Annotated in this window: 21 protein-coding genes and 1 pseudogene; 8 read left to right on the top strand and 14 right to left on the bottom strand. The window is 63.8% G+C overall.

The window, feature by feature from the left end:
* The first annotated feature begins 9 nt into the window (after positions 1-9).
* Both BVH03_RS22650 and BVH03_RS22645 read left to right on the top strand, forming a co-directional pair.
* Positions 10-918 carry a FecR family protein gene (locus tag BVH03_RS22650; RefSeq protein WP_075963294.1) on the top strand — a complete coding sequence of 303 codons (909 nt, stop codon included), beginning with the start codon at positions 10-12 and terminating at the stop codon, positions 916-918.
* 101 nt (positions 919-1,019) lie between these two features.
* Positions 1,020-3,390 (top strand): annotated as a pseudogene (locus BVH03_RS22645) (TonB-dependent receptor domain-containing protein).
* Between the two features lie 174 nt (positions 3,391-3,564).
* On the opposite strand, the gene BVH03_RS22640 reads toward BVH03_RS22645, so the two are convergent.
* The 4 genes from BVH03_RS22640 to BVH03_RS22625 form a co-directional block, all read right to left on the bottom strand.
* Positions 3,565-4,245 (bottom strand): DsbA family protein, encoded by a 681-nt coding sequence (locus tag BVH03_RS22640; RefSeq protein ID WP_075963293.1) that lies wholly within the window; start codon positions 4,243-4,245, stop codon positions 3,565-3,567.
* Between the two features lie 116 nt (positions 4,246-4,361).
* Positions 4,362-4,673 carry an AzlD family protein gene (locus BVH03_RS22635; RefSeq protein WP_075963292.1) on the bottom strand — a complete coding sequence of 104 codons (312 nt, stop codon included), beginning with the start codon at positions 4,671-4,673 and terminating at the stop codon, positions 4,362-4,364.
* Positions 4,670-5,383 (bottom strand): AzlC family ABC transporter permease, encoded by a 714-nt coding sequence (locus BVH03_RS22630; protein ID WP_075963291.1) that lies wholly within the window; start codon positions 5,381-5,383, stop codon positions 4,670-4,672. Before BVH03_RS22630 ends, BVH03_RS22635 begins: the two co-directional genes overlap by 4 nt.
* A 216-nt stretch (positions 5,384-5,599) precedes the next feature.
* Positions 5,600-7,306, bottom strand: a complete 1,707-nt coding sequence (locus tag BVH03_RS22625) for an amidase (RefSeq protein ID WP_075963290.1) — start codon at positions 7,304-7,306, stop codon at positions 5,600-5,602.
* A 194-nt stretch (positions 7,307-7,500) separates the two neighbouring features.
* Here BVH03_RS22625 and BVH03_RS22620 point away from each other — a divergent pair, with 194 nt between their 5' ends.
* The 4 genes from BVH03_RS22620 (at position 7,501) to BVH03_RS22605 (ending at position 10,694) form a co-directional block, all read left to right on the top strand.
* Complete coding sequence (locus BVH03_RS22620; protein WP_075963289.1) at positions 7,501-8,073, top strand: flavin reductase family protein; 573 nt, start codon at positions 7,501-7,503, stop codon at positions 8,071-8,073.
* Between the two features lie 68 nt (positions 8,074-8,141).
* Positions 8,142-8,486 (top strand): hypothetical protein, encoded by a 345-nt coding sequence (locus BVH03_RS22615; protein WP_075963288.1) that lies wholly within the window; start codon positions 8,142-8,144, stop codon positions 8,484-8,486.
* Positions 8,487-8,730: 244 nt separating this feature from the next.
* Positions 8,731-9,042, top strand: a complete 312-nt coding sequence (locus tag BVH03_RS22610) for a DUF485 domain-containing protein (protein ID WP_070886806.1) — start codon at positions 8,731-8,733, stop codon at positions 9,040-9,042.
* Complete coding sequence (locus BVH03_RS22605; protein WP_075963287.1) at positions 9,039-10,694, top strand: cation acetate symporter; 1,656 nt, start codon at positions 9,039-9,041, stop codon at positions 10,692-10,694. Before BVH03_RS22610 ends, BVH03_RS22605 begins: the two co-directional genes overlap by 4 nt.
* A 560-nt stretch (positions 10,695-11,254) precedes the next feature.
* On the opposite strand, the gene BVH03_RS22600 is transcribed toward BVH03_RS22605, so the two are convergent.
* From BVH03_RS22600 to BVH03_RS22560, 9 genes are all read right to left on the bottom strand, one after another.
* On the bottom strand, positions 11,255-12,286 hold the full coding sequence (locus tag BVH03_RS22600) for a GGDEF domain-containing protein (RefSeq protein WP_075963286.1): 1,032 nt from the start codon (positions 12,284-12,286) through the stop codon (positions 11,255-11,257).
* A gap of 153 nt (positions 12,287-12,439) precedes the next feature.
* A complete protein-coding gene (locus BVH03_RS22595; protein WP_075963285.1) occupies positions 12,440-12,838 on the bottom strand; it encodes a GNAT family N-acetyltransferase in 399 nt (132 codons plus the stop codon).
* Between the two features lie 117 nt (positions 12,839-12,955).
* On the bottom strand, positions 12,956-13,285 hold the full coding sequence (locus BVH03_RS22590; protein ID WP_075963284.1) for a DUF2025 family protein: 330 nt from the start codon (positions 13,283-13,285) through the stop codon (positions 12,956-12,958).
* Between the two features lie 151 nt (positions 13,286-13,436).
* Positions 13,437-13,691 carry a hypothetical protein gene (locus tag BVH03_RS22585; protein WP_075963283.1) on the bottom strand — a complete coding sequence of 85 codons (255 nt, stop codon included), beginning with the start codon at positions 13,689-13,691 and terminating at the stop codon, positions 13,437-13,439.
* Between the two features lie 392 nt (positions 13,692-14,083).
* Positions 14,084-14,494 carry an NUDIX domain-containing protein gene (locus BVH03_RS22580; RefSeq protein ID WP_075963282.1) on the bottom strand — a complete coding sequence of 137 codons (411 nt, stop codon included), beginning with the start codon at positions 14,492-14,494 and terminating at the stop codon, positions 14,084-14,086.
* A 2-nt stretch (positions 14,495-14,496) separates the two neighbouring features.
* On the bottom strand, positions 14,497-15,075 hold the full coding sequence (locus tag BVH03_RS22575; RefSeq protein ID WP_075963281.1) for a hypothetical protein: 579 nt from the start codon (positions 15,073-15,075) through the stop codon (positions 14,497-14,499).
* Positions 15,076-15,199: 124 nt separating this feature from the next.
* Complete coding sequence (locus BVH03_RS22570; RefSeq protein WP_075963280.1) at positions 15,200-15,901, bottom strand: YebC/PmpR family DNA-binding transcriptional regulator; 702 nt, start codon at positions 15,899-15,901, stop codon at positions 15,200-15,202.
* Between the two features lie 227 nt (positions 15,902-16,128).
* A complete protein-coding gene (locus BVH03_RS22565) occupies positions 16,129-16,638 on the bottom strand; it encodes a hypothetical protein (RefSeq protein ID WP_075963279.1) in 510 nt (169 codons plus the stop codon).
* 74 nt (positions 16,639-16,712) lie between these two features.
* Entirely contained in the window at positions 16,713-18,005 is a 1,293-nt protein-coding gene (locus tag BVH03_RS22560; RefSeq protein WP_371915384.1) for a serine hydrolase domain-containing protein, read from the bottom strand.
* 104 nt (positions 18,006-18,109) lie between these two features.
* Between BVH03_RS22560 and BVH03_RS22555 the strand changes: the two genes are divergently transcribed.
* Positions 18,110-18,355, top strand: a complete 246-nt coding sequence (locus tag BVH03_RS22555; RefSeq protein WP_075929462.1) for a DUF2789 domain-containing protein — start codon at positions 18,110-18,112, stop codon at positions 18,353-18,355.
* Positions 18,356-18,364: 9 nt separating this feature from the next.
* Here the strand turns inward: BVH03_RS22555 and BVH03_RS22550 are convergent, their stop codons facing one another.
* Entirely contained in the window at positions 18,365-18,553 is a 189-nt protein-coding gene (locus BVH03_RS22550) for a hypothetical protein (protein WP_075963278.1), read from the bottom strand.
* A 114-nt stretch (positions 18,554-18,667) separates the two neighbouring features.
* Between BVH03_RS22550 and dgt the strand changes: the two genes are divergently transcribed.
* Positions 18,668-20,134 (top strand): dGTPase, encoded by a 1,467-nt coding sequence (gene dgt, locus BVH03_RS22545; protein ID WP_075963277.1) that lies wholly within the window; start codon positions 18,668-18,670, stop codon positions 20,132-20,134.
* Positions 20,135-20,304: the final 170 nt, after the last annotated feature.

Below are 20,304 nucleotides of genomic sequence, written 5' to 3'. Positions count from 1 at the left end.
CCGTCTGACATGACCCTTAGCCAACACGCCAATGCCTGGGTGGCGAGGCTGACCTCCGGGCACGCCACCGTGGAAGACGCTGCGGCCCTGCGCCAGTGGTGCGCGCAAAGCGACGCGCACGCGGCGGCCTATCGCGAGGCGACGCGCCTGTGGCGTCAGGCTGGCAGCCTGGCAACGCCGCGGCGTTTCAAGCCGTGCCGCAAGTTGTTCGCGGCCAGCGCCGTTGCGGCCTGCCTGGCGTTGGTGATGGTGGGCGGCACCTTGCTCGGGGTGGTGCCCGATGGTCGGGCGCTGCTGGCTGACCATCACACCCAGCGCGCCGAGCACAAGATCATCGATCTGGCCGATGGCAGCCAGGCGGAGCTGGACGCCGACACACGCCTGAGCGTCGATTTCAGTGCGGCGCAGCGGCGTCTCGAGCTGGCCGATGGCGCGGCGATCTTTCACGTCCAGCACGACACCACGCGGCCATTCGTGGTGCATGCGGCGAACATGACGGTGACCGCCGTCGGCACGGTGTTCGAGGTGCGTCACTTGGCCGCTGGCATCAGCGTGACCTGCACCGAAGGGGTGGTCGAGGTGCGTCAGGGCGATGGCACCCGGCAGCGAATCAAGGCCGGTGAGCAGATCGTCTACAACGCGATGGGTGCCGGCCCGCTGCAGCGCATCGACAGCGCTAGGGAGCTGGCCTGGCGCAAGGGCGTGATGGCGTTCCGCAACCGTCCGCTGCAGGAGCTGGTGCACGAGCTCAATCGCTATCACCAGGGTCGTATCGTGATCGCCAGCGACAGGGTTGCGCAGATGCCGGTCAGTGGCGTGTTCCACCTGAACCGCGTCGACGAGGCGCTTCGCCATATCGAGCAGGCCCTGCAGCTCAGTGCCACGCGCCTGCCGGCGGGCGTTGTGGTACTGCGCTGAACTATTTTGCAGATTCCTTTGCGGGTCGCCTCACCGGGCAGCGTCATTGAGGGAAGAGCGCCATCTAGCGCGCTTATCTGACGATGTTTCGGGGGGATGAAATGGGGACGATGCGCAATCCACGCTGCAAGAAGACGACTGCTGGCACCCGCCATATGCTGGCCTGTTCGCTGCTGCTAGCCATCGCCGGCTTGCCGGCCCAGCCGCTGCTGGCCGCGGATACGGCTGCCGATTCGGCACGCGAGCAACAACGGCTGCGTTTCGACATTCCCCCGCAGCCCCTGGATGAAGCGCTGGCCAGCTATGGCATCAGCAGTGGCGTGCAGGTGCTTTACGGGGCGTCGCTGACCGGCGGCCTGCGGTCCAGCGCGGTACAAGGCGAGATGACTCGCCAGCAGGCACTGGCGCAACTGCTGGCAGGCACCGGCCTGAACTACCGTTTCACCGCCGAACGCAGCGCCACCTTGAGTGCCGAATCGGCTCCCCGGCCAGGGCTCGGCAGCCTGGAACTGTCGCCGTTGATGGTCAGCGGCGAGAAGATCGGTCGCACCCTCGAGCAGACCATGACCAGCGTCGCGGTCAGTACCGAGGACGATCTGCGCGAACATGCCGACAAGCACCTGGGCGAAGTTCGCCCGCACGCCTGGCGTCTACACTCAGGCTGGCAACGAGAACTGGGGCATCCGCGGTGTGCCGGTTTCCGGGTTCGACGACCAGGGCCCGGCGACCCTCAACGGTGCGGTGTCGGTATTCGTCGACGGCGCCCAGCAGCCCAATCGCGCCTTGACCCTTAGCCCCGTCCCGCTGTGGGACGTGGAGCAGGTGGAGGTGCTGATGGGCCCGCAGTCCACCACTCAGGGCCGTAACTCCCTGGCCGGCGCAGTGGTGGTGCAGACCCGCAACCCGACGTTCGAGCCGGACCTGCGCGCGCAGACCCGCGTCGGTAACGATGGCGAGAGAGGTGCAGCGATTGCCGTCGGTGGCGCGCTGGTCGACCAGGTGGTGGCTGGGCGTCTGGCCGTCGATTATCAGGAAGGGGACGGCTACATCGACAACATCACCGTCGGCGGCGATGCCAACCCCCGGCGAGCCAGTAACGTGCGTGGCAAGCTGCTGGTGCTGCCGAACGACGATCTGGACGTGCTGCTCAGTTATTCGCGCGGCGAGAATCGCCAGGGCGAGAACTCCAGCCTACGCCAGGGCGACCGCGTGCGTTACTACAAGGTCGCTTCCAACACCAGAGCGTACGATAACCTCGAGCAGGATACCGGCACCGCCAAGATCGACTATCGCCTCGACGACTTCTGGACCCTGACCAGCCAGACCGCGCTGACCCGCGTGGACTACCGGGCGCTGCTGGATTTTGACCAGAGTGCTGCTGAGAATCAGGAAGTTCGGCGCCATCAGGATACCCGGATGTTCAGCGAGGAACTGCGCCTGGGGTATGAGGGCGAAGATGTGCGCGGTTTCGTGGGTGCCTATTACGGGCGCACGACCAATGATTTCCATGATTGCCTGCTCGACAGCGGCAGGCTCCTGCGCACCCTGCGCGGTGATACGCAGATCGACAACCAGGCGCTGTTCGGCGAGCTGAACTGGACTTTCGCACCGAAGTGGACGCTGATCAGCGGATTGCGCTACGACCGTGAGCGCAACCAGACGGACGTGCAGCAGGATGACTTCTCCAGGCCCGCCAAGGCCTCCAAGACGTTCACTGCGCTATTGCCCAAGCTCGGCGTGGATTACCAGTTTGCGGAGAACCAGTACCTGGGCTTTACCGTGCAAAAGGGCTGCCGCGGTGGCGGCGTGAATACCCGGGCCGGCAGCAGACACGGCGCGTACGATCCCGAATACACCACCAACTATGAGCTTTCCTATCGCGGTGCCTGGCAAGAAGAGAGCGTGCGCCTGCGGGCCAACCTGTTCTATACCGACTGGAAGGATCAGCAGGTCAGCATTCGTGAAAACAATGCTGTGTTTTCGCGGATCTATAACGCGTCCAGCAGCACCATCAAGGGTATTGAAGTATTTCTCGAGCAGGACCTGACCAGCCAGCTGAGCATCAATGCCGGCCTGGCCTATACCGACGGTCGCTACGGCGACTTCGTGACCGGCACTGGTCAGGACATGAGCGGCGAGTCGTTTCTTTATGCGCCTCGCTACAAGGCTTCGACCGGCGCGCGCTACCGCTTCGCCAATGGCCTGATGGTGGGTGGTGATCTGGTGTATCAGGAAGGTACGCCCAGCCAGTACGACTTCGGTGCCGACGGCAAGGTCACCCGCACCCACATGTCCGATCACTACGTGCTGATGAACCTCAATGCCGAATATGCGCTGACCGAGCAACTGCTGCTATCGGGCTACGTGAAGAATCTATTCGACAAGCACTACATCACCAACAACCGCAACGACGATGTCATCGACGTCGGTGCACCGCGCAGCTTCGGGCTGGTGCTCGACTACAAGCTGTAAGAACCTGTTCACGATCTTTACGCGCCTGAAGCGGCAACTACCAGGCAGAAGCGGCTGTTGATGCAGTACCTGTGGGATCGAGGAGCGGCCGCTCCCGCCACTTAGCGGCCAACATCGGCGAACCTGGGCCTCTAAGGCGCTGGCATGCCTGATCGGCCCGCACTGTCGTGTTGATCAGGCCACTTCGCCGTCGAGCATTCCCCGCAACTCGTCCAGCAAGGTGCCTGGCCCCTGGTACAGCGCCTTGGAGGAGAGGGTATGGGTACGTTCATCGATCCGTACCAGCAGTTGCGGCACGCCCTGAATGCCGAAACGGTTCAGCAGTGCCTGGGTGGTCTGGATGCGTGCGTCGGTCTGTCGGGCGAGCTCCCCGCCAGCCGTCAGTTGTCGGGCCAGTTCCTCGCTGTCTGTTGCATGGCCGGCCTCGGCAAGGGCCTGGGCCGTCAAGCGCGCGACGACCTCGGCGCTGGCCGTGTTTTCACCCTGCACATACCTGGCCAGCTGCAGGTGCCTGAGCAACTGCGGCTCGAGCATGGCGTCGATCTGCCGAGCCGCCGTCAGAGCGCGGGTGAGGGCGGTCGAATCGAACGCCGTAGCGGTATCGGCCAGCACCTTGTCACGGTACGCGGTGCTGAACACTTCTCCGGTCGCCGCTTCGATACGTTGGTCATTGCTCCACGCATGGGCCGCCCAACCGGCCGACATGGTGCGCGCGCCTGCGCCGGAGAACAGGCCGCTGGGCAGCATCTGCAGTTGGCCGGGCCAGCGCTCGGCCAGGGTGGCCAGTGCCTGGGAGCTGGCATAACACCAGCCGCACAGTGGATCGAAGATGTACTGGAAAGTGAGCGATTCCATGAAGAGCTGCCAGATAAGGATGATCGCGGCACTCTACGGCGTCGATGGGATGGGATATAGGCTCAACGGGTTGCAGCTGTGTTGCGCAGGCCGTGCAGATCGGTGCGTGGCGGCCATCAAGTCAGATGGCGAACCAGGGCCGCCACCAGGATGCCAGCGGCGATGGCCGCGAGCGGTTTTCTGACCACCAGCATGACGATGGTGGTGCTCAACAACGCGAGCCTGGCGCCAGCGTCGCCTTCCAGTGCCAGCGGCGCAAGAATCGCCACCAACACCGAGCCGGACATGGCGCTGATGAACTGCTGGGTTCTGGCGTTGATCGGTACGAAGGACATCACGAATACGCCGCCCCAGCGGGTGGCCAGGGTTACCAGGGCCATCACCACCACCACGATCAGCGCTCCAAAGTCGGTGGTTTCCATCATCATGCTTGCTTCTCCATCCACAGCGCGCCGAGCAGGCCGCCGGCCACGGCGCCGACCACTACGTGGCTGTTACTGGGCAGGTACCAGTAGGCCAGCAGCGAGGCGAGGGCGGCGACCGCCCAGATGATCAGGATGCGCAGGTTCTTCTGGCCGCCCACTACCATGGCCAGCAGGAAGCAGCCCATCACCATGTCGAGGCCGAAGCTCACCGGATCGTCGATGGCACTACCGAAATAGATGCCCAGCCAGGTGCCGAGCAACCACGCCAGCCAAAGCGCCAGACCGCCCCCGAGCAGCAGGCCGAGGCCGGGCTTGCCGGCACCGAAGGCCTGCATCGACATGGCCCAGTTGGCGTCGGACGCCACCAGCATCACGCCATAGCGCTTGGCCGGCGGCAGGCTGCTGAGCCAGGGATACAGCGTGGCGCCCATCAGCAGATGGCGGGCATTGATGGCGAAGACCGTCAACGCCAGCGGCACCAGCGGAATGTGCGTGCCCCACAGATCCAGCGCGGCGAACTGCGACGCACCGGCGAATACCAGGGCGCTCATGACCAGGCTGGTTTCACTGCTCAGCCCGGTTTGCGTGGCGGCGAGCCCGAAGGCCAGGCCGAACAGCACCACGAAGGCCGAAATCGGCAGAAACTGCCGAAAGCCATCCCAGGTGAGTGCCAGGTCGAGTGCTTGTAAGGGGCGTTGCGCTTGGGCGGACATTAGGGTTCCTGCTGGTCGTGAGCGAGCGGCGCTGTTGAAGGCTTCGACGCGGCGAAGAAAATCGGTTTGACTGGCCTGATTGCTTAGAGCCTGTTCACGATCTTCATGCGCATCAGGCGGCAGCTGCAAGGCAAAAGCGGCTGTTCGCCGATCCACCTTGGGAGCGCGCCATGCGTGCGAAAAATCGCCGGCATGAACAGGTTTTCAGGGCGGTTATCAGGCCTTCAACGGCGGCGTACGCGGTGGAATCTGTCGTTTGCTGCCGGTCGCTTCGTAAGCCGAGGCCAGTTGCAGCAGGGCGTTGTCGTCGTAGGCGCGGCCGGCGAAGGTCAGGCCGACCGGCATGCCGATATCGGCCATCACGCCCATGGGCACGGTCACGGTCGGCACGCCGAGGTGGCGAATGGCGAGGTTGCCGTTGGCAACCCAGATGCCGTTGCTCCAGGCGATGTCGGCGGACTGCAGGTTCACGTCGGCATCGGCCGGGCCCACGTCGGCGACGGTGGGGAACAGCACGGCGTCCAGCCTGAGCTCGTCCATCCAATGTTCGAGGTCGAGCTTACGGGTCTTTTCCAGCCCACGCAGGCCGTCCGGCACGCTGGCGATTTCGTCCCAGGCCTTGAGGCCGCGCTGGGCCATGCGCACGTACTCGTCCATGCCGGCGGCCAGGTCGTCTTCGCGGTTGGGCAGGGTGCCAGGGTCATGGGGGAAGATCTGCGGGCCGTCGACATCGGCCAACTGATTGAGCGTCGGGTCGCCGTTGGCGCGCAGGAAGTCATCGAAGGCCCAGCCCGACAATTCCCACAGCTCGTCATGCAGAAACTCGCGGGACACCATACCGCGGTTGAACACCGTCGGCGCGCCAGGGCGATCGCCCTCGCAGTTGGAGACCAGCGAAAAATCCACCTCGACTACCGTGGCGCCGGCTTTTTCCAGGGCGGCGCGAGCCTGCTCCCACAGCGCGATCACCGAGGCCCGGGTGTGGATGCGTTGGCCGGTAGGGCCGCCGATGCCGGGCTTTTCGCCAGTGCCGGCCAGTTCGTCCTTGTTGATGTACATGCGCGGCACGCCCAGGCGCTTGCCTTTAAGAGCTTCGGGTCTGGCGACCAAGTCCAGGTAAGACGCCGGGCGTACCTCGCTGGCCTTGGGAATCGGCACCCAGGGCTGCAGGCGCCACAGGTCGCCGCGGCTATCGGCGTCGTCGGCGACCACCACGTCTAGCACTTCGAGCAGGTCGGCCATGCTGCGGGCAAAAGGCACCACCACGTCCATGGTCGGGGTCAGCGGCCAGTTGCCGCGCACCGAGATCACCCCGCGCGATGGCGTGTAGGCGCACAGGCCGTTGTTCGACGCCGGGCCGCGGCCGCTCGACCAGGTTTCCTCGGCCAGGCCGAAGGCGGAGAAGCTCGCGGCGGTCGCGGTGCCGGCACCGTTGGAAGAGCCGGAGGCGAACGGCGCAGTGAGGTAATTGGCATTGTAGGGGCTTTCGGCACGGCCATAGACGCCGCGCTGCATGCCGCCATTGGCCATCGGCGGCATATTGGTCTTGCCCAGGCAGATGGCGCCGGCCGCACGCAGGCGCTCGACGGTGAAGGCGTCGCGCTGGGCGACCAGGTCCTTGAAGGCCGGGCTGCCCGAGGCGGCGGTCAGGCCCTTGACCAGGTAGCTATCCTTGGCGGTGTAGGGAATTCCGTCCAGCGGGCTCAGGGTTTTGCCACGCGCGCGACGGGCATCGGAGGCCTCGGCTTCTTTCAGGGCATCGGGGTTGTGCACCACCACGGCGTTGAGCCGGGTGGCCGTATCGGCGCCATCGTAGGCCACGATCCGCGCGAGGTAGGCCTTGACCAGTTCGACCGCGGTGGTACGGCCGGCCTCGAGCGCGGCGCGCAGCTCGGCGATGGAGACTTCGGTTACCTCGAACATGCTGTCACCCCTGATGGCTCGCGGGCCAGCAACGTTCTTCGCGCGCCTGATGCCCGGTGCAATGGCGGCTCGCTTGAAGCCGATCGACCGTCGATTCTAGTGCCCCTCGCGCAGGAGGGGCAGCCCCAGGCGTTCAATTTTTTGCACAGGCCTAATATTGTACATTGACGCCTGGATTCCAGTGAGGTGCCACAATGCACGATTCGATCAAGCCCGTGAGCCTGGACAAGGCCTATCGACTGCTCAGCCATGGCCCGACGGTGCTGGTGTCGGCCCGTCATGACGGGGTCGATGGCGTAATGGCCGCCGCTTGGGCGTGCGCCCTGGATTTCGATCCGCCCAAGCTGACCGTGGTGCTCGACAAGATCACCGCCACCCGCGTGCTGGTCGAGCGCAGCGGGCAGTTCGTCATCCAAGTGCCGACGGCCACGCAACTGGAACTGACCTATCAAGTCGGCTCGCGCAGCCTCAATGATGAACCGGGCAAGCTGGCCGACAGTGGTGTCGAGCTGCTTGCCATGGAAGATCTGGATCTGCCGTTGGTGGCCGGCTGCTCGGCGTGGATGGCCTGCCGCCTGATCGACGAGCCTCATAACCAGCAGGCCTACGACCTGTTCATCGGCGAAGTCACCGCGGCCTGGGCCGACGACCGGGTATTTCGCGACGGGCGCTGGCATTTCGAGGACGCCGATCCGGCCTGGCGCAGCCTTCATCATGTTGCCGGCGGTCACTTTTATGGCATCGGCGAGGCGCTGACTCGCAAATGATCCGCGTCTGGCGTTGTCCCAGGTAGACAGGTATTGAGCGCGCGTTCGCGCCTCGCACGGAGTTCGCCATGAAAGCTTCGATCAGTCTTGCCCTGGCGCTGGCCATCATGGCCAGCGCTTCTGCCGCGTCTGCGGATGAGCGTGCGCCGCAGACCATTCGTGTGATTCCAAAGGCCTATGTCAGCCCCGGCGCGAGCGGCAGCGTCGACACCTACGAGCGCCAGGAGCGCTACAATCTTTACGGTGGCCAGCGCATTCCCCAGGGCATCGACTCCAGCCGTCACGAAAGCGGCCAGCGCAGCTCGACCTTCGAGACCCGCGGCGGTATTCGTCAGAGCATCGAGTATCCCAACGGTTACGAAGTGCAGCGTTATCCGGGGCAGGGCACCCAGCGGTACGAGCAACGGCGTTAGGGTCCATCGAGGTGTCAGCGCAACCCGAAGGGCCGTGTTCGTTTCGCCTCACACGTTTTCCTGGCCCATTCGGTCTTCGTGGCAAGACGGAGCCTTGGCGCGGTCGCGATGAGGCCTCGATAGCCCCACAGCACTAAACTTTGGTCTAAAAAAAACGAGGCTTCGACTAAGGTCGTCTGTCGTAAGTTGAATGCTGACATAAAGTTATCCGTACCAGCATCCTGCTGTGGAGGATAACAATAAAATGAACGACAGCATCTACCGGCGGATCGAGCAAAATCCGCGCTTCCAGGAGCTAGTAGCCAAGCGCGAGCGATTCGCCTGGATACTCTCCGCCATCATGCTCGGCATCTATGTCGGCTTCATTCTGCTCATCGCCTTCGTGCCCGGCCTGCTCGGAACTCGCATCAGCGCGGACTCGCCGATCACCTGGGGTATTCCCATCGGTGTCGGCGTGATCCTGTCGGCCTTCGTGCTGACTGGCATCTACGTGCGCCGTGCCAACAGTGAATTCGACAACCTGAACCAGGCCATCCTGGACGAGGTGGGCAAATGATCGGCCGCATCCTTAGCGCCCTGGCCATGATGGCCATGGCACCGGCCCTGTGGGCCGACGCGCTGACCGGTGACGTGCAGCGTCAGGCGGTCAACACACCTGCCATCGTGATGTTCCTGGCCTTCGTCGGTGGCACCCTGTGCATCACCTACTGGGCTTCGAAGCGCAGCAAGTCGACAGCCGATTTCTATACCGCGGGAGGCGGTATCACTGGCTTCCAGAACGGCCTGGCAATCGCCGGCGACTACATGTCGGCGGCCTCTTTCCTGGGTATTTCCGCCCTGGTATTCACCTCCGGCTACGACGGCCTGATCTACTCGATCGGCTTCCTGGTCGGCTGGCCGGTGATCCTCTTCCTGATCGCCGAACGCCTGCGCAACCTGGGTAAATACACCTTCGCTGACGTAGCCTCCTACCGCCTCAAGCAGAAGGAAATCCGCACCCTGTCGGCCAGTGGTTCGCTGGTGGTGGTGGCCTTCTACCTGATCGCGCAGATGGTCGGTGCCGGCAAGCTGATCGAGCTGCTGTTCGGCCTCGACTACCATGTGGCCGTGGTGCTGGTCGGCATCCTGATGGTGATGTACGTGCTGTTCGGCGGCATGCTGGCCACCACCTGGGTGCAGATCATCAAGGCGGTATTGCTGCTCTCCGGGGCGTCGTTCATGGCGCTGATGGTGATGAAGCATGTCGGCTTCAACTTCGCGACCCTGTTCTCCGAAGCCATCAAGGTGCACGCCAACGGCGAGGCGATCATGAGCCCGGGCGGCCTGGTCAAGGATCCGATCTCGGCGATTTCCCTCGGTCTGGCGCTGATGTTCGGTACTGCCGGCCTGCCGCACATCCTGATGCGTTTCTTCACCGTCAGCGATGCCAAGGAAGCCCGCAAGTCGGTGTTCTATGCCACCGGTTTCATCGGCTACTTCTACATCCTGACCTTCATCATCGGCTTCGGCGCGATCCTGCTGGTCAGCACCAACCCGGCCTTCAAGGACGCCACCGGCGCGCTGCTGGGTGGCAACAACATGGCGGCGGTGCACCTGGCCAACGCCGTGGGCGGCAGCATATTCCTGGGCTTTATCTCGGCGGTGGCATTCGCCACCATCCTTGCGGTGGTTGCCGGTCTGACCCTGGCAGGCGCTTCGGCGGTTTCCCATGACCTTTACGCCAGCGTGTTCAAGAAGGGCAACGTCAACGAAAAGGACGAGCTGCGTGTTTCGAAGATCACCACCGTGTGCCTGGGTGTCCTGGCCATCGGCCTGGGGATTCTCTTCGAGAAGCAGAACATCGCCTTCATGGTGGGCCTGGCCTTCTCCATCGCGGCAAGCTGTAACTTCCCGGTGCTGTTCCTTTCCATGTACTGGAAGAACCTCACCACCCGCGGTGCCATGATCGGCGGCTGGCTGGGCCTGATCACCGCCGTGGTGCTGATGGTGCTCGGCCCGACCATCTGGGTCACGGTACTCGGCCACGCGAAGGCGATCTTCCCGTACGAATACCCGGCGCTGTTCTCCATCATCGTGGCCTTCGTCGGTATCTGGTTCTTCTCGATCACCGACAAGTCCAAGGGTGCTGAAGAGGAACGTGCGCTGTTCCTGCCACAGTTCGTGCGTTCGCACACCGGCCTGGGGGCCAGCGGCGCTTCGGCCCACTGATCCATAGCGGGTAAGCAAAGGGCGGCCCTCGGGTCGCCCTTTTTCATTCTGGCGCCGCACGGATAGATGGAGGGGCGAGCGTGCCTGTTTACCACCCATGGCCAAGCCGGCAGCGATGGGCAGTCAACGCTGCGCCTCGTGGTCTGGCGGAGGGGGCCGAGCTGCTGTTCGCCGATCCACTGTGGGAGCGCGCCATGCGCGCGAAAAATCGCGGGCATGGCCCGCTCCCACAATTGACCGGCGAGAGTCTGCCTCCGCCACTTAGCCGCTAAAGTCGCCGATCCTGGGCTTAAAGATCATGAACAGTCTCTTAGAACCTGTTTAAAGTCTGCTGCGCGTCGGCACTGCGGCGTTAAAAACAGGCTCGGACTGCTCATTTACAGCTCGTAAACTCCGCGTCCTCGCCTGTTTTCGCCTTGCATTGCTCTAGCTCGCGAGACTTTGAACAATCTCTTAGGGCCGTAGAGCAGGCGAGAGGAACGCTGCCGTGGCAGGTTGCGGCGCCGGGGTCGCTCACCCCGATGGTTGCGTAACTCGGCATCGCTTGGCGCAGTTACCGCTTACGCCGTTGCCGGCACCTGATAGGTGTCGATATGGATGCGATTACGGCCAGCGCGCTTGGCTTCGTAGAGCTGGTGGTCGGCGCGTTGCAGCCAGTCCTGCCAGCGTTCGTTGGTGTACAGCACCGCGCCGCCCATCGAAGCCGTGACCGGCCCGTCCGGGGTCTTCAGGTGCTGGGCGATCTGCGCCTGCAGCTGCAGGGCTGCGGCCCGCAGGCCCCTTTCGTTGGTGTTGCAGAGCAGCAACAGGAACTCTTCACCGCCAAAGCGGAACAGCCGGTCTTCGTGGCGGAAGCAGCGATTGGTCAGTTCGACGAAGCTCACCAGCACCTGATCGCCAGCGGCGTGGCCGAAGCGGTCGTTGACCTGCTTGAAGTGATCCATGTCGATGACCAGAACGGCGCTGTTGATATCGTGGCGGCGCTTGTTGGCCACGGCGACCTTCAGCTCCTGATCCATCACCCGGCGATTGCGGGCGCCGGTCAGCGCATCGCGGGTGGCCCAGGACTGCAACTGTTTGCGCTGGTAGCGGGCGCGCTGGGCGAAGATGAAGCTGAGGGTGCTGGCCATCATCACCGTGACGATGAACGACAGCATCTGGTAATCGCTTTCGAACACCGCTCCCGGCATCAGCCTGGCATAGATCACCAGCGCGACCAGTACCGCGACGGTTGCCAGCAAGGCCAGCAAGGGCGGCGCCATGAAGAAGTTGAGGAGGATCAGCGGGTAGATCCAGAACAGGCCATTGATCCCCAGCTTGATGGCGATCAGCGTGGCACAGAGAGAGGCGACCACGACCAGGAACAGGCCGGGCTTGCGGGTATCGCCGGTTTGCCAGGCGTAGCCCATGGCGAACAGCGTCGACAGCACGATGATCGTATCGGCGATGCCGACCGGATAGTTGCCTTGCGAGAATCGATAGACCGCGTAGGGGGTAATGCCGAGCACCCCGAAGAAGCCCATCAGAGTGATGATGGAAAGCTGGAAGTCCTTGCGCAGCCGCGTAAGAGCACGATTGAAAGGTTTGCCCATGGCCTGTTGTTCTCATTGATCCGCGTACGCCTGGCAGCAGTGCTCGCTCGTCGCTAGCGCTCGGGGCCATGTCCGGCGGCCATGGCGGGCAGAAAGCACTAACCCGAAGCGAGGTGGCTCGAATGCCAGCGTCACGTCAGGTCTTAAGAGGTGTCAACGTGCCATTACGTTCAATATCTTTTTCTTTTTGTAACGTAGCAGGCGCTCGGCCAGGGGGCCAGGCGGGGATGTGCAAGGTGAAAAGCCCAGGCGGATGTAAAAGGGGTCGAGATCGGGATGGCAGAAAAGCCACACCGGTGTGTCGACCGCCTGCAATGCATGGGTGATGAGGTCACTGGCCACGCCCTGCCGGCGCTGCTCGGCATCGACCAGCAGGCTGGTCAGCCACTGGCCATGAGCCACGGGCTGCAGGCAAAGGGCGGCGATGATCTGCGTACGTTCGGCTACCCACACCTGGTGGGCCGCTCGGGTGCGCATGGCCGAACGCTGGCTTCGGTAGAACTTGTCGGCCAGGGGCCGCAGGTGGTCGGGCAGGCAGCGAAACGCGGGCATCGATGTAAGGTAGTGAAGGGCGGGCCGCCAGTCTACGTTTCAGCTGCCGTGGCTGCTAGGTCTGTCCCGCTTCTCGCAGCAAGGCGGCTCGCGCTCAGACGGGTACGGACCCTTGGCTCACGCGCTACGTAGCAGGCGCACGGCGCTGATTTCCGGCAGGTCGTCGCGACGCAGGTAAACGCGCAGCGGTTCGCTGATGGCCAGGCGCTCGTCGATACGCAGTTCGACCAGCAGGCGCAGGCGATCGCGCTTGAGGATCATCAGCTCGGCATCGGTCGTGGCTTGCCAGACGAACTCGCTGGTCGGGGTGATGCTGTCTTCGGTGACGTCCAGGCCGAAGGAATCTTCGCTGAAACGAACGATATGCTGGCCGGTCTTGAGGTTGAAGCCAACGAACCCTTGCAACTGGTCGGCGGCGGCGCAGATGCCGGCGGAAGTGATAGCCATGGTGAGCCCTCGCGGTGGCGGTATGGATCAACTCAGGCTAAGCGCTGCGTGCACAAGGGTGTTGCCGTGGATCAACGAATCGGCATCGAGCCGCTGCGCCATTCTGCACCCATTGCAGTAGCTGCCGCCCAGGCCGCCGCTGCGCGGTCGATCAGCCTTCCGGCAGCAGGCGGGGTTGCGGGCCAACATCGCGGATCGAATTGGAAACGCGGTAGTTGGGCGCCTGCAGAGCGCTGCGGACCTTCTCGTACTCTTCGTATTGCAAGCCGCTACGGCTGAGCATTTCCAGGGCGAACTGCTTGATTTCGGCGTCGGTATAGGGGCGTTCGGCAGCCGACTGCGGGGTGGCGCAGCCGGCCAGCGAGAGGGTGAGAAGGGTGAGCAGAATAACCAGTGAGCGTTGCATGGCGGGCACCTGTGAGCGAAGCCGTTGAAATAGCTAGGGTCTGTTGCCGTTTCAACGCGAGCCGCGTTGCCGCGAGAAATCTCGCCAGGCCGGGCGGCGATCCGTTAGGCGGAGGACGCAGGGAATGGCGTTCCCTTTTCAAGTCCTCCAACAACGCATGGCGAGATTTCTCGCGCAACCCGAAGGGCCGGGCCCGTTTTGCCGCGATGCTGCGTTTCTCGCCGGCTCACTTAGCTAGCTAAACTTCGCGGCTCGTGCCTTGCCTCGCGGCAAAACGGGCTCCGGCGCGGCCGTGTGTGAAACGGCAACAGACCCTAAGGCTATTGGCTGGCTCGCCGGTGCAGAAATCATTCACTTCGATAGTGGCTATCGGCGCTTCTGTGGCTGGGCGTTCAGAGCGGGCGCGCGGCCCAGATCAGCGGCAGTACATGCAAGCGCAGCAGAGGCGCCAGGTCGTTTCCACGTGGATCGTCCGGGTGCAGCCAGCGCAGCTCTTCGAGTTCGGCGGCTGGCGCCACTGGATGGTCGAGGGCGGCGCGAAAGATATCGGCTTCCACACGGGTGTCGGCTTCGTTGGCGGCCATTTCATTGAAATGGCCCAGCGGCACGAATGCCGCCTCGCAGAGCTGCAGGTTCAGCTCTTCGTCGAGTTCGCGAGTCAGGGCCTGCAGAGCGCTTTCACCGGCTTCGCGTTTGCCGCCCGGCAGCATGAACATCCGCGTGCCGCGTTTGCGCACCAGCAGCAACCGGCCCGCGTCGTCGAGCAGGCAGGCGGCGGCGATGTTCAGGGTGCGCGACGGCATGTTCAGCGCAGGTGGCTGGACGGAGTTTCCAGCAGGCCGACCTTCACCGCCATCAGCGGCGAGTTGTTGATCCATACGTCGTCGATGACGATGGTGCGGCCGATGTCTTCCTTGTCGGCAGCCACCAGCAGGTAGTAGGTGCCATCTTCCGATGCTTCGCCATCCCAGCCCGTGCTGGTCATGCCGACCACCGTGGACGGGCGTGCCGGTATGTTGGGGATCACCGTGCCATAGGCGTCCATCAGCACCGCACGGGGCTTCAGGGCGAATTTGTTGATGCCCATGCAGGTGTGATCGCACAGCGAATTGACGTTGAGGCGGTAGCGCTCGCCCTGCTTGAGTTTCAGGGAGTAGACGCGGTAGTTGGACAGCGAACTGCCGAACTGCATGCTGGCATTGCCGGCGATACCGTGGGGCACGCTGCTCTGCGGGCCCAGCGGCAGCGGCACGACCTGGGCGTTATGGATCGCTTCCAGGTTGCTGCGTACGATGCTGTGCTGAACGTCCGGGGCGGACGAGTGTGGGGCGCTGCTGCAAGCTCCGAGCATAAGGCAGCCGGCGATGAAGAGGGACTTGTGCACGATGAAGCTCCTGTAAGGCTGTATTCCGCTGCGCCTGTGATCGGCGCAGAAGGAAGCCGGCCAGTATACCGGGTTATTGCGGCAATACCGTGATGGATTGCCGCAATTCGCCCTTCGCCGGCAGTTAGCCGGCGAGACCCACGTAAACGTTCTGCACGTCGTCGTGGTTGTCGATGGCCTCCAGGAAGGCCTCGACTTCCTCGAGCTGCTCCGGCGTCAGGCTGGCGACCGGGTTCTTCGGGCGATAGCCGAGCTTGGCCGAGTTGACGGTGAAGCCTTGCTCGGGCAGGGCGCGGCTGACCAGGTCGAGGTCGGTCGGCTCGGTGATGAACAGCGTGTTGCCTTCATCGGCTTCGTCGAAATCCTGAGCACCGGCTTCGATGGCGGCCAGTTCGGGGTCGGCGTCGCTGTCGCTGGAGGCCTCGATCAGGCCGACATGATCAAAATCCCAGGCTACCGAGCCACTGCCGCCCAGCTGGCCCTTGCGGAACAGCACGCGGATCTCGGCCACGGTGCGGTTGACGTTGTCGGTCAGGCACTCGACGATCAGCGGCACCTGATGGGGCGCGAAACCCTCGTAGGTGGTGCGCTCGAAGTTTACCGTCTCGCCGCTCAGACCGGCGCCTTTCTTGATGGCGCGATCGAGGGTGTCCTTGGGCATCGAGGCTTTCTTGGCCTGGTGGATGGCCAGGCGCAGCTTGGGGTTCATGTCCGGGTCGGCGCCATTGCGCGCGGCGACCATGATCTCCTTGACCAGGCGGCCGAAGATCTTGCCCCTGGCGTTGGCGGCGGCTTCTTTAGGTTTGGCTTTCCACTGGGCGCCCATGTGTGTTCTCTCGGCTGTGCGGATGATGGCGTGGCGCAGCCTTGAGGTGAGCGGAACGGGCTGGGCGACGAATTAGGGTGGCAGATTTTAATGCCTCGGCGCCGTACTGGCACCCGGCAAATCACATTTTGCGTGTGATCACCCGATATTGGCGTACTGCAAGGCAGCTGCGGACCGATCGGCAGGAGCGGGCCAGGGCTCCATGTCCATGGCCCCTTGCTTGCGATTCAGGGCGTCTGAATCAGCGCGTCGACTAGCTCCAGGGCTTTCTCGAAGGATGGGTAGCCGCTTTTGGCGACATCCAGCTCGGCATAGTCGGCGCGGTACTCTTCGGCGCGGATGAGGTCGGCTTCATCGACCAGATAAGGCTGCGACCAGATCCGGTAGAGCAGTGCCACGGCGTAGGGTTGCTGCTTTTCGGCGGCGGTCTCCAGCTTGGCCAGCACATCCTCGGTCTGCGGACCCTCGCGGATCATCAGGATCGCCTGGTAGAACTCCACCTCGCCGCGCTCGTCGTCGCTCGCCGCACGGCGCAGCAGGGCATTGGCCAGCTCGTGGCTTTCCATGTCGCCGGACATCACCAGCATCTTGGCCTGCAGCATGTCGTTCTGATAGAGCAACTGGCGATCGCGGCAGCTGTCGCCGCTCAGCGGCTCGTCGCAGGTGGTGGGTGAGGCGCAGCCCGCGAGCATCAGGCTCAGCAGCAGGCAGCCAACGCCATGTCGGCAGTCAATCATAGGAGTTCCCCAGGCAAATCTGATGTATCGACCCGCGCGTCGCCTTCTGGTTCGGCGCGCCTATGCTATCGAGTTCAACGCAGCGCTTCGACCGCCGCCCCGATAAAGGCGTAAGTTTCCATTTCCCGCTCATCCATTTCCGGCTTCGGCCAGGCGCTCCACACCACCGCAACTACTTTCTCCCTGGGGTTGATATACAGGAATTGGCCGAAGATGCCCTGGGCCTCGAAGGCACCGCCGTCGTGGTTGGGCAGCGCCGTGCTGCCGGCCGGGAACAGCCACCATTGGTAGCCATAACCAAGGGCGTATTCGCCGTCGTACAGCTTGCCGGGCTCCAGATGTGAGCCCGCTGGCGCGCGGGTGGCGCGCTGCAGCCAGCCGACCGGCAGGATGCGTTCGCCGTCGATCACGCCGTCATGGAGGATGAACTGGCCGAAGCGACCGTAATCACGCAGCGTCGCCGACAGACCGCTGCTGCCGATTTCCTGGCCAGCACGGCTGTCGAGCTGCCAGAACGCGTCGCGTTCCATGCCCAGGCGCGCCCAGATGCGCTCGGACAGATAATCGCTGGCGGTCATGCCGGTCGCCGCATGAACCAGTTCGCTCTGCAGGTGCGATTCACCCGTGCTGTAGTTGAAGGTGGTGCCGGGTGCCTGCGCCTTTTTCAGCGCGGACATCTGCTTGAGCAGGGCGCCGGGGTCGTTGGCCAGTTGCAATTCGAACATGCGGCGCCGGTCCGATTGCGGGTCGCGGTAGGTTTCGTCCCAGGCCACGCCGGAGCTCATCTGCAGCACCTGCTCGACGCTGACGCCGTCGTAGGCGCCACCCTTGAGTTGCGGCAGGTAACGGGTGACCGGGTCGTTCACGCTGGCGATCTTGCCCTGCTGCACCGCAGCGCCGACCAGGGTCGAGGATATCGACTTGACCACGCTGAAGGAGGTCCAGCGGGTGCTGGCGTCGTTGCCCATGGCGTAGCGCTCCAGCGCCACCTTGCCGTCCTTGAGAATCAGCAGCCCGCTGACCTGATTGCGTTGCATGAACGCATCGACGCCCAGGCGCTGGTCGCCTGCCGTGTATTGCACCGATACTTCGCGGCCCTTGGGCAGCGGCCGAACCTGCGGGCCGCGGTCTACGGTGCGGGTGTAGAACAGCTCGTCCATGTTGCGGTAGGTGCCCGCCTGATAGGCCGGCGGCAGCTCGTAGAGGTCCTGGGCGCGGCCGATGCGCTCGGGCTTGTCGGCCGGCGGCGTGGGCACCTGGGCGCAGGCGCCGAGCAGCAGGGCGATGGCGGCTGGGAGAAGGGCGGTGCTGCATCGTTGCGAGGTGATCACGAGGCGTCCCCGGTGCGTGGTCGATGGCTCAACCATAGCCGATAACGATCCCGGATAGCGCGCTGCGTCGCAGCCGAGAGGTTGAACTGTCGTTTGCTGGCGCGGCTCTACACACCACACAGCAACTGATGGAGGCGCCCATGGAACTGCCCAACAAAGACCTCGGTACCCTGTTCGAGCAACTGGGACTACCTTCCGACCCCGCCAGCATCGATGCCTTCATCGCCAAGCACTATCCGCTGCCCGATGACGTGAAAGTTTCCGAAGCGCCGTTCTGGAACCAGGCCCAGGCGACCTTTCTCAAGGACGAACTGCTGGAAGACGCCGAGTGGGCGCCGGTGGTGGACGAGCTCAACGTGCGTCTGCACGAGAACAAGCTGGCGTAAGCCGTTTGCTCAGGCGGAACTCAGGCGCTGCAGCTCGCGCCTGACCATCGCCGCGTATTCCGGCGGCGAGAGCTGATAGAGCTCACTGGCTACCCAGGTCAGCCAGCCGGCGCCAAGGCTGGCCTGGCGATCAAGCAAACGCTGGGCGTCGGCGGTGGCCTGGGCGGCACGTTGCTGATGGAAGTCGGTGCGGCTCATGCTTGCCTCCTGTCTGGCGGAGCGAAGCGCACATTGTCCTCGGCGTCGGGCGCTTGGTAAACCGGGCGCTGCGCGTTAGGCTCGCGGCTTGTGTGCCTGATCGAGAGCCTGACGATGCCAGCATTGGTGAACTTCAAACAACGAATCTGCGCATTGCGCCCCGGCGATCAGGCTGGCGGCGATGTCGATCTGCTTTACGCCTTCGAGAGCGATCGTGGGCGGATCATCAATTCCGCGGCCATTCGCCGTTTGCAGCAACGCACCCAGGTGTTTCCCCTGGAGCGTAATGCGGCGGTGCGCAGCCGCCTGACCCACTCCATGGAAGTTCAGCAGGCCGGGCGCTTCATCGTTCGCACGCTGTACGCCCAGCTCGGTGAGCGGGCTGCAGACCATGGTCTGGACGGCTTGCAGGGCGCCCTGGAAAGCCTCGTGGAAATGACCTGCCTGATGCACGACATCGGCAACCCGCCATTCGGGCACTTTGGTGAATTCGCCATTGGCGAGTGGTTCGAACGGGCCCTGGATGGGCTGTTCGCCGTGGCCGTGCCGCAGCAGCAGGCCAATCCTGATCTGCAGGCACGCATGCGCGCCGACCTGCGCAATTTCGAAGGTAACGCCCAGGCGGTGCGGCTGGTGGTAAACCTGCAGCGCCTGCGTCTGACCTACACCCAGACCGCCGGCCTGCTCAAATACCTGCGCCCGGCCTACCAGCCCAGGCCCGGCAAGGGCATGGCCGGTGCCTACCTGAACAAGAAGCCGGGCTTCTATCTGTCCGAAGAAGGTTTCGTCGCCGAACTGCAGCAGGCGCTGGGCCAGGCGCCAGGGACTCGTCATCCGGTGGCCTACATCATGGAGGCCGCCGACGACATCTCCTATTGCCTGGCCGACATCGAGGACTCGGTGGAGAAGGGCATCCTCACCGTGACCGAACTGGCGCCGCTGCTGGTGTCCACGTTCGAGAAGCTGAAATCCCCGGACATCCTGATTCCCGGCTCCAAGCAGTCATTCCGGGGCCTGGTCGAGCAAGCCCTCGAGCGCTATCACCAGGAAGAGATCAATAAGGCCGGGGAATTCTTCGTCAGGTTGCGCGTCAGCATGATCCACCCGCTGGTGCAGCACGCGGCGCGACAGTTCATCGACAATATCGACGCGGTGCATGCCGGAACCCTGGATCGCGCGCTGATCGAGGACGACAGCCTGCCCCACGCCATCGTGCAGACCTTCAAGGATGTGGCCATGGCCCGGGTGTTCTGCCACCGCGAGGTGGAAACCCTGCAGTTGCAGGGCCATCGCATCATTCAGGGCCTGTTGGACAGCTACGGCGCCTTGCTACGGGTGGACGCCCAAACCTTCGCCGAGCTGACCGAGGGCAATTGCCGTCGCGAGGCCTACCTGCAGATGCTGGTGCGCCGCTTGCCGGGCCAGCTGATCAAGGCCTATCGCCAGGCCGTGCGTGAGTGCGCCGAAGCGGACCGCGCCGCCTGGGAGTTCTATCACCGTTGCCGGCTGGTGCAGGATTTCATCAGCGGCATGACCGACCAGCATGCCCATGACGAATATCGGACGCTGTTCGCGCTGTAGGTGCGATCTCGCTTGGGGCCTGTTCCTGATCTTTCAGGCCAGGTTTGTTGATTCTGGCGGCTAGGCGGCGGGAGCGGTCATCGGCGCAGTACCTGTGGGAGCGGGCGGGGGCGCCCAGTCCATGCCCGTGATTTTTCGCGGGCATGGCCCGCTCCCACAGATAATCACCA

The organism is Pseudomonas sp. PA15(2017) (genome assembly GCF_001945395.1).
Lineage (GTDB): Bacteria > Pseudomonadota > Gammaproteobacteria > Pseudomonadales > Pseudomonadaceae > Aquipseudomonas.
This window is presented reverse-complemented; position numbering and strand designations above follow the sequence as displayed.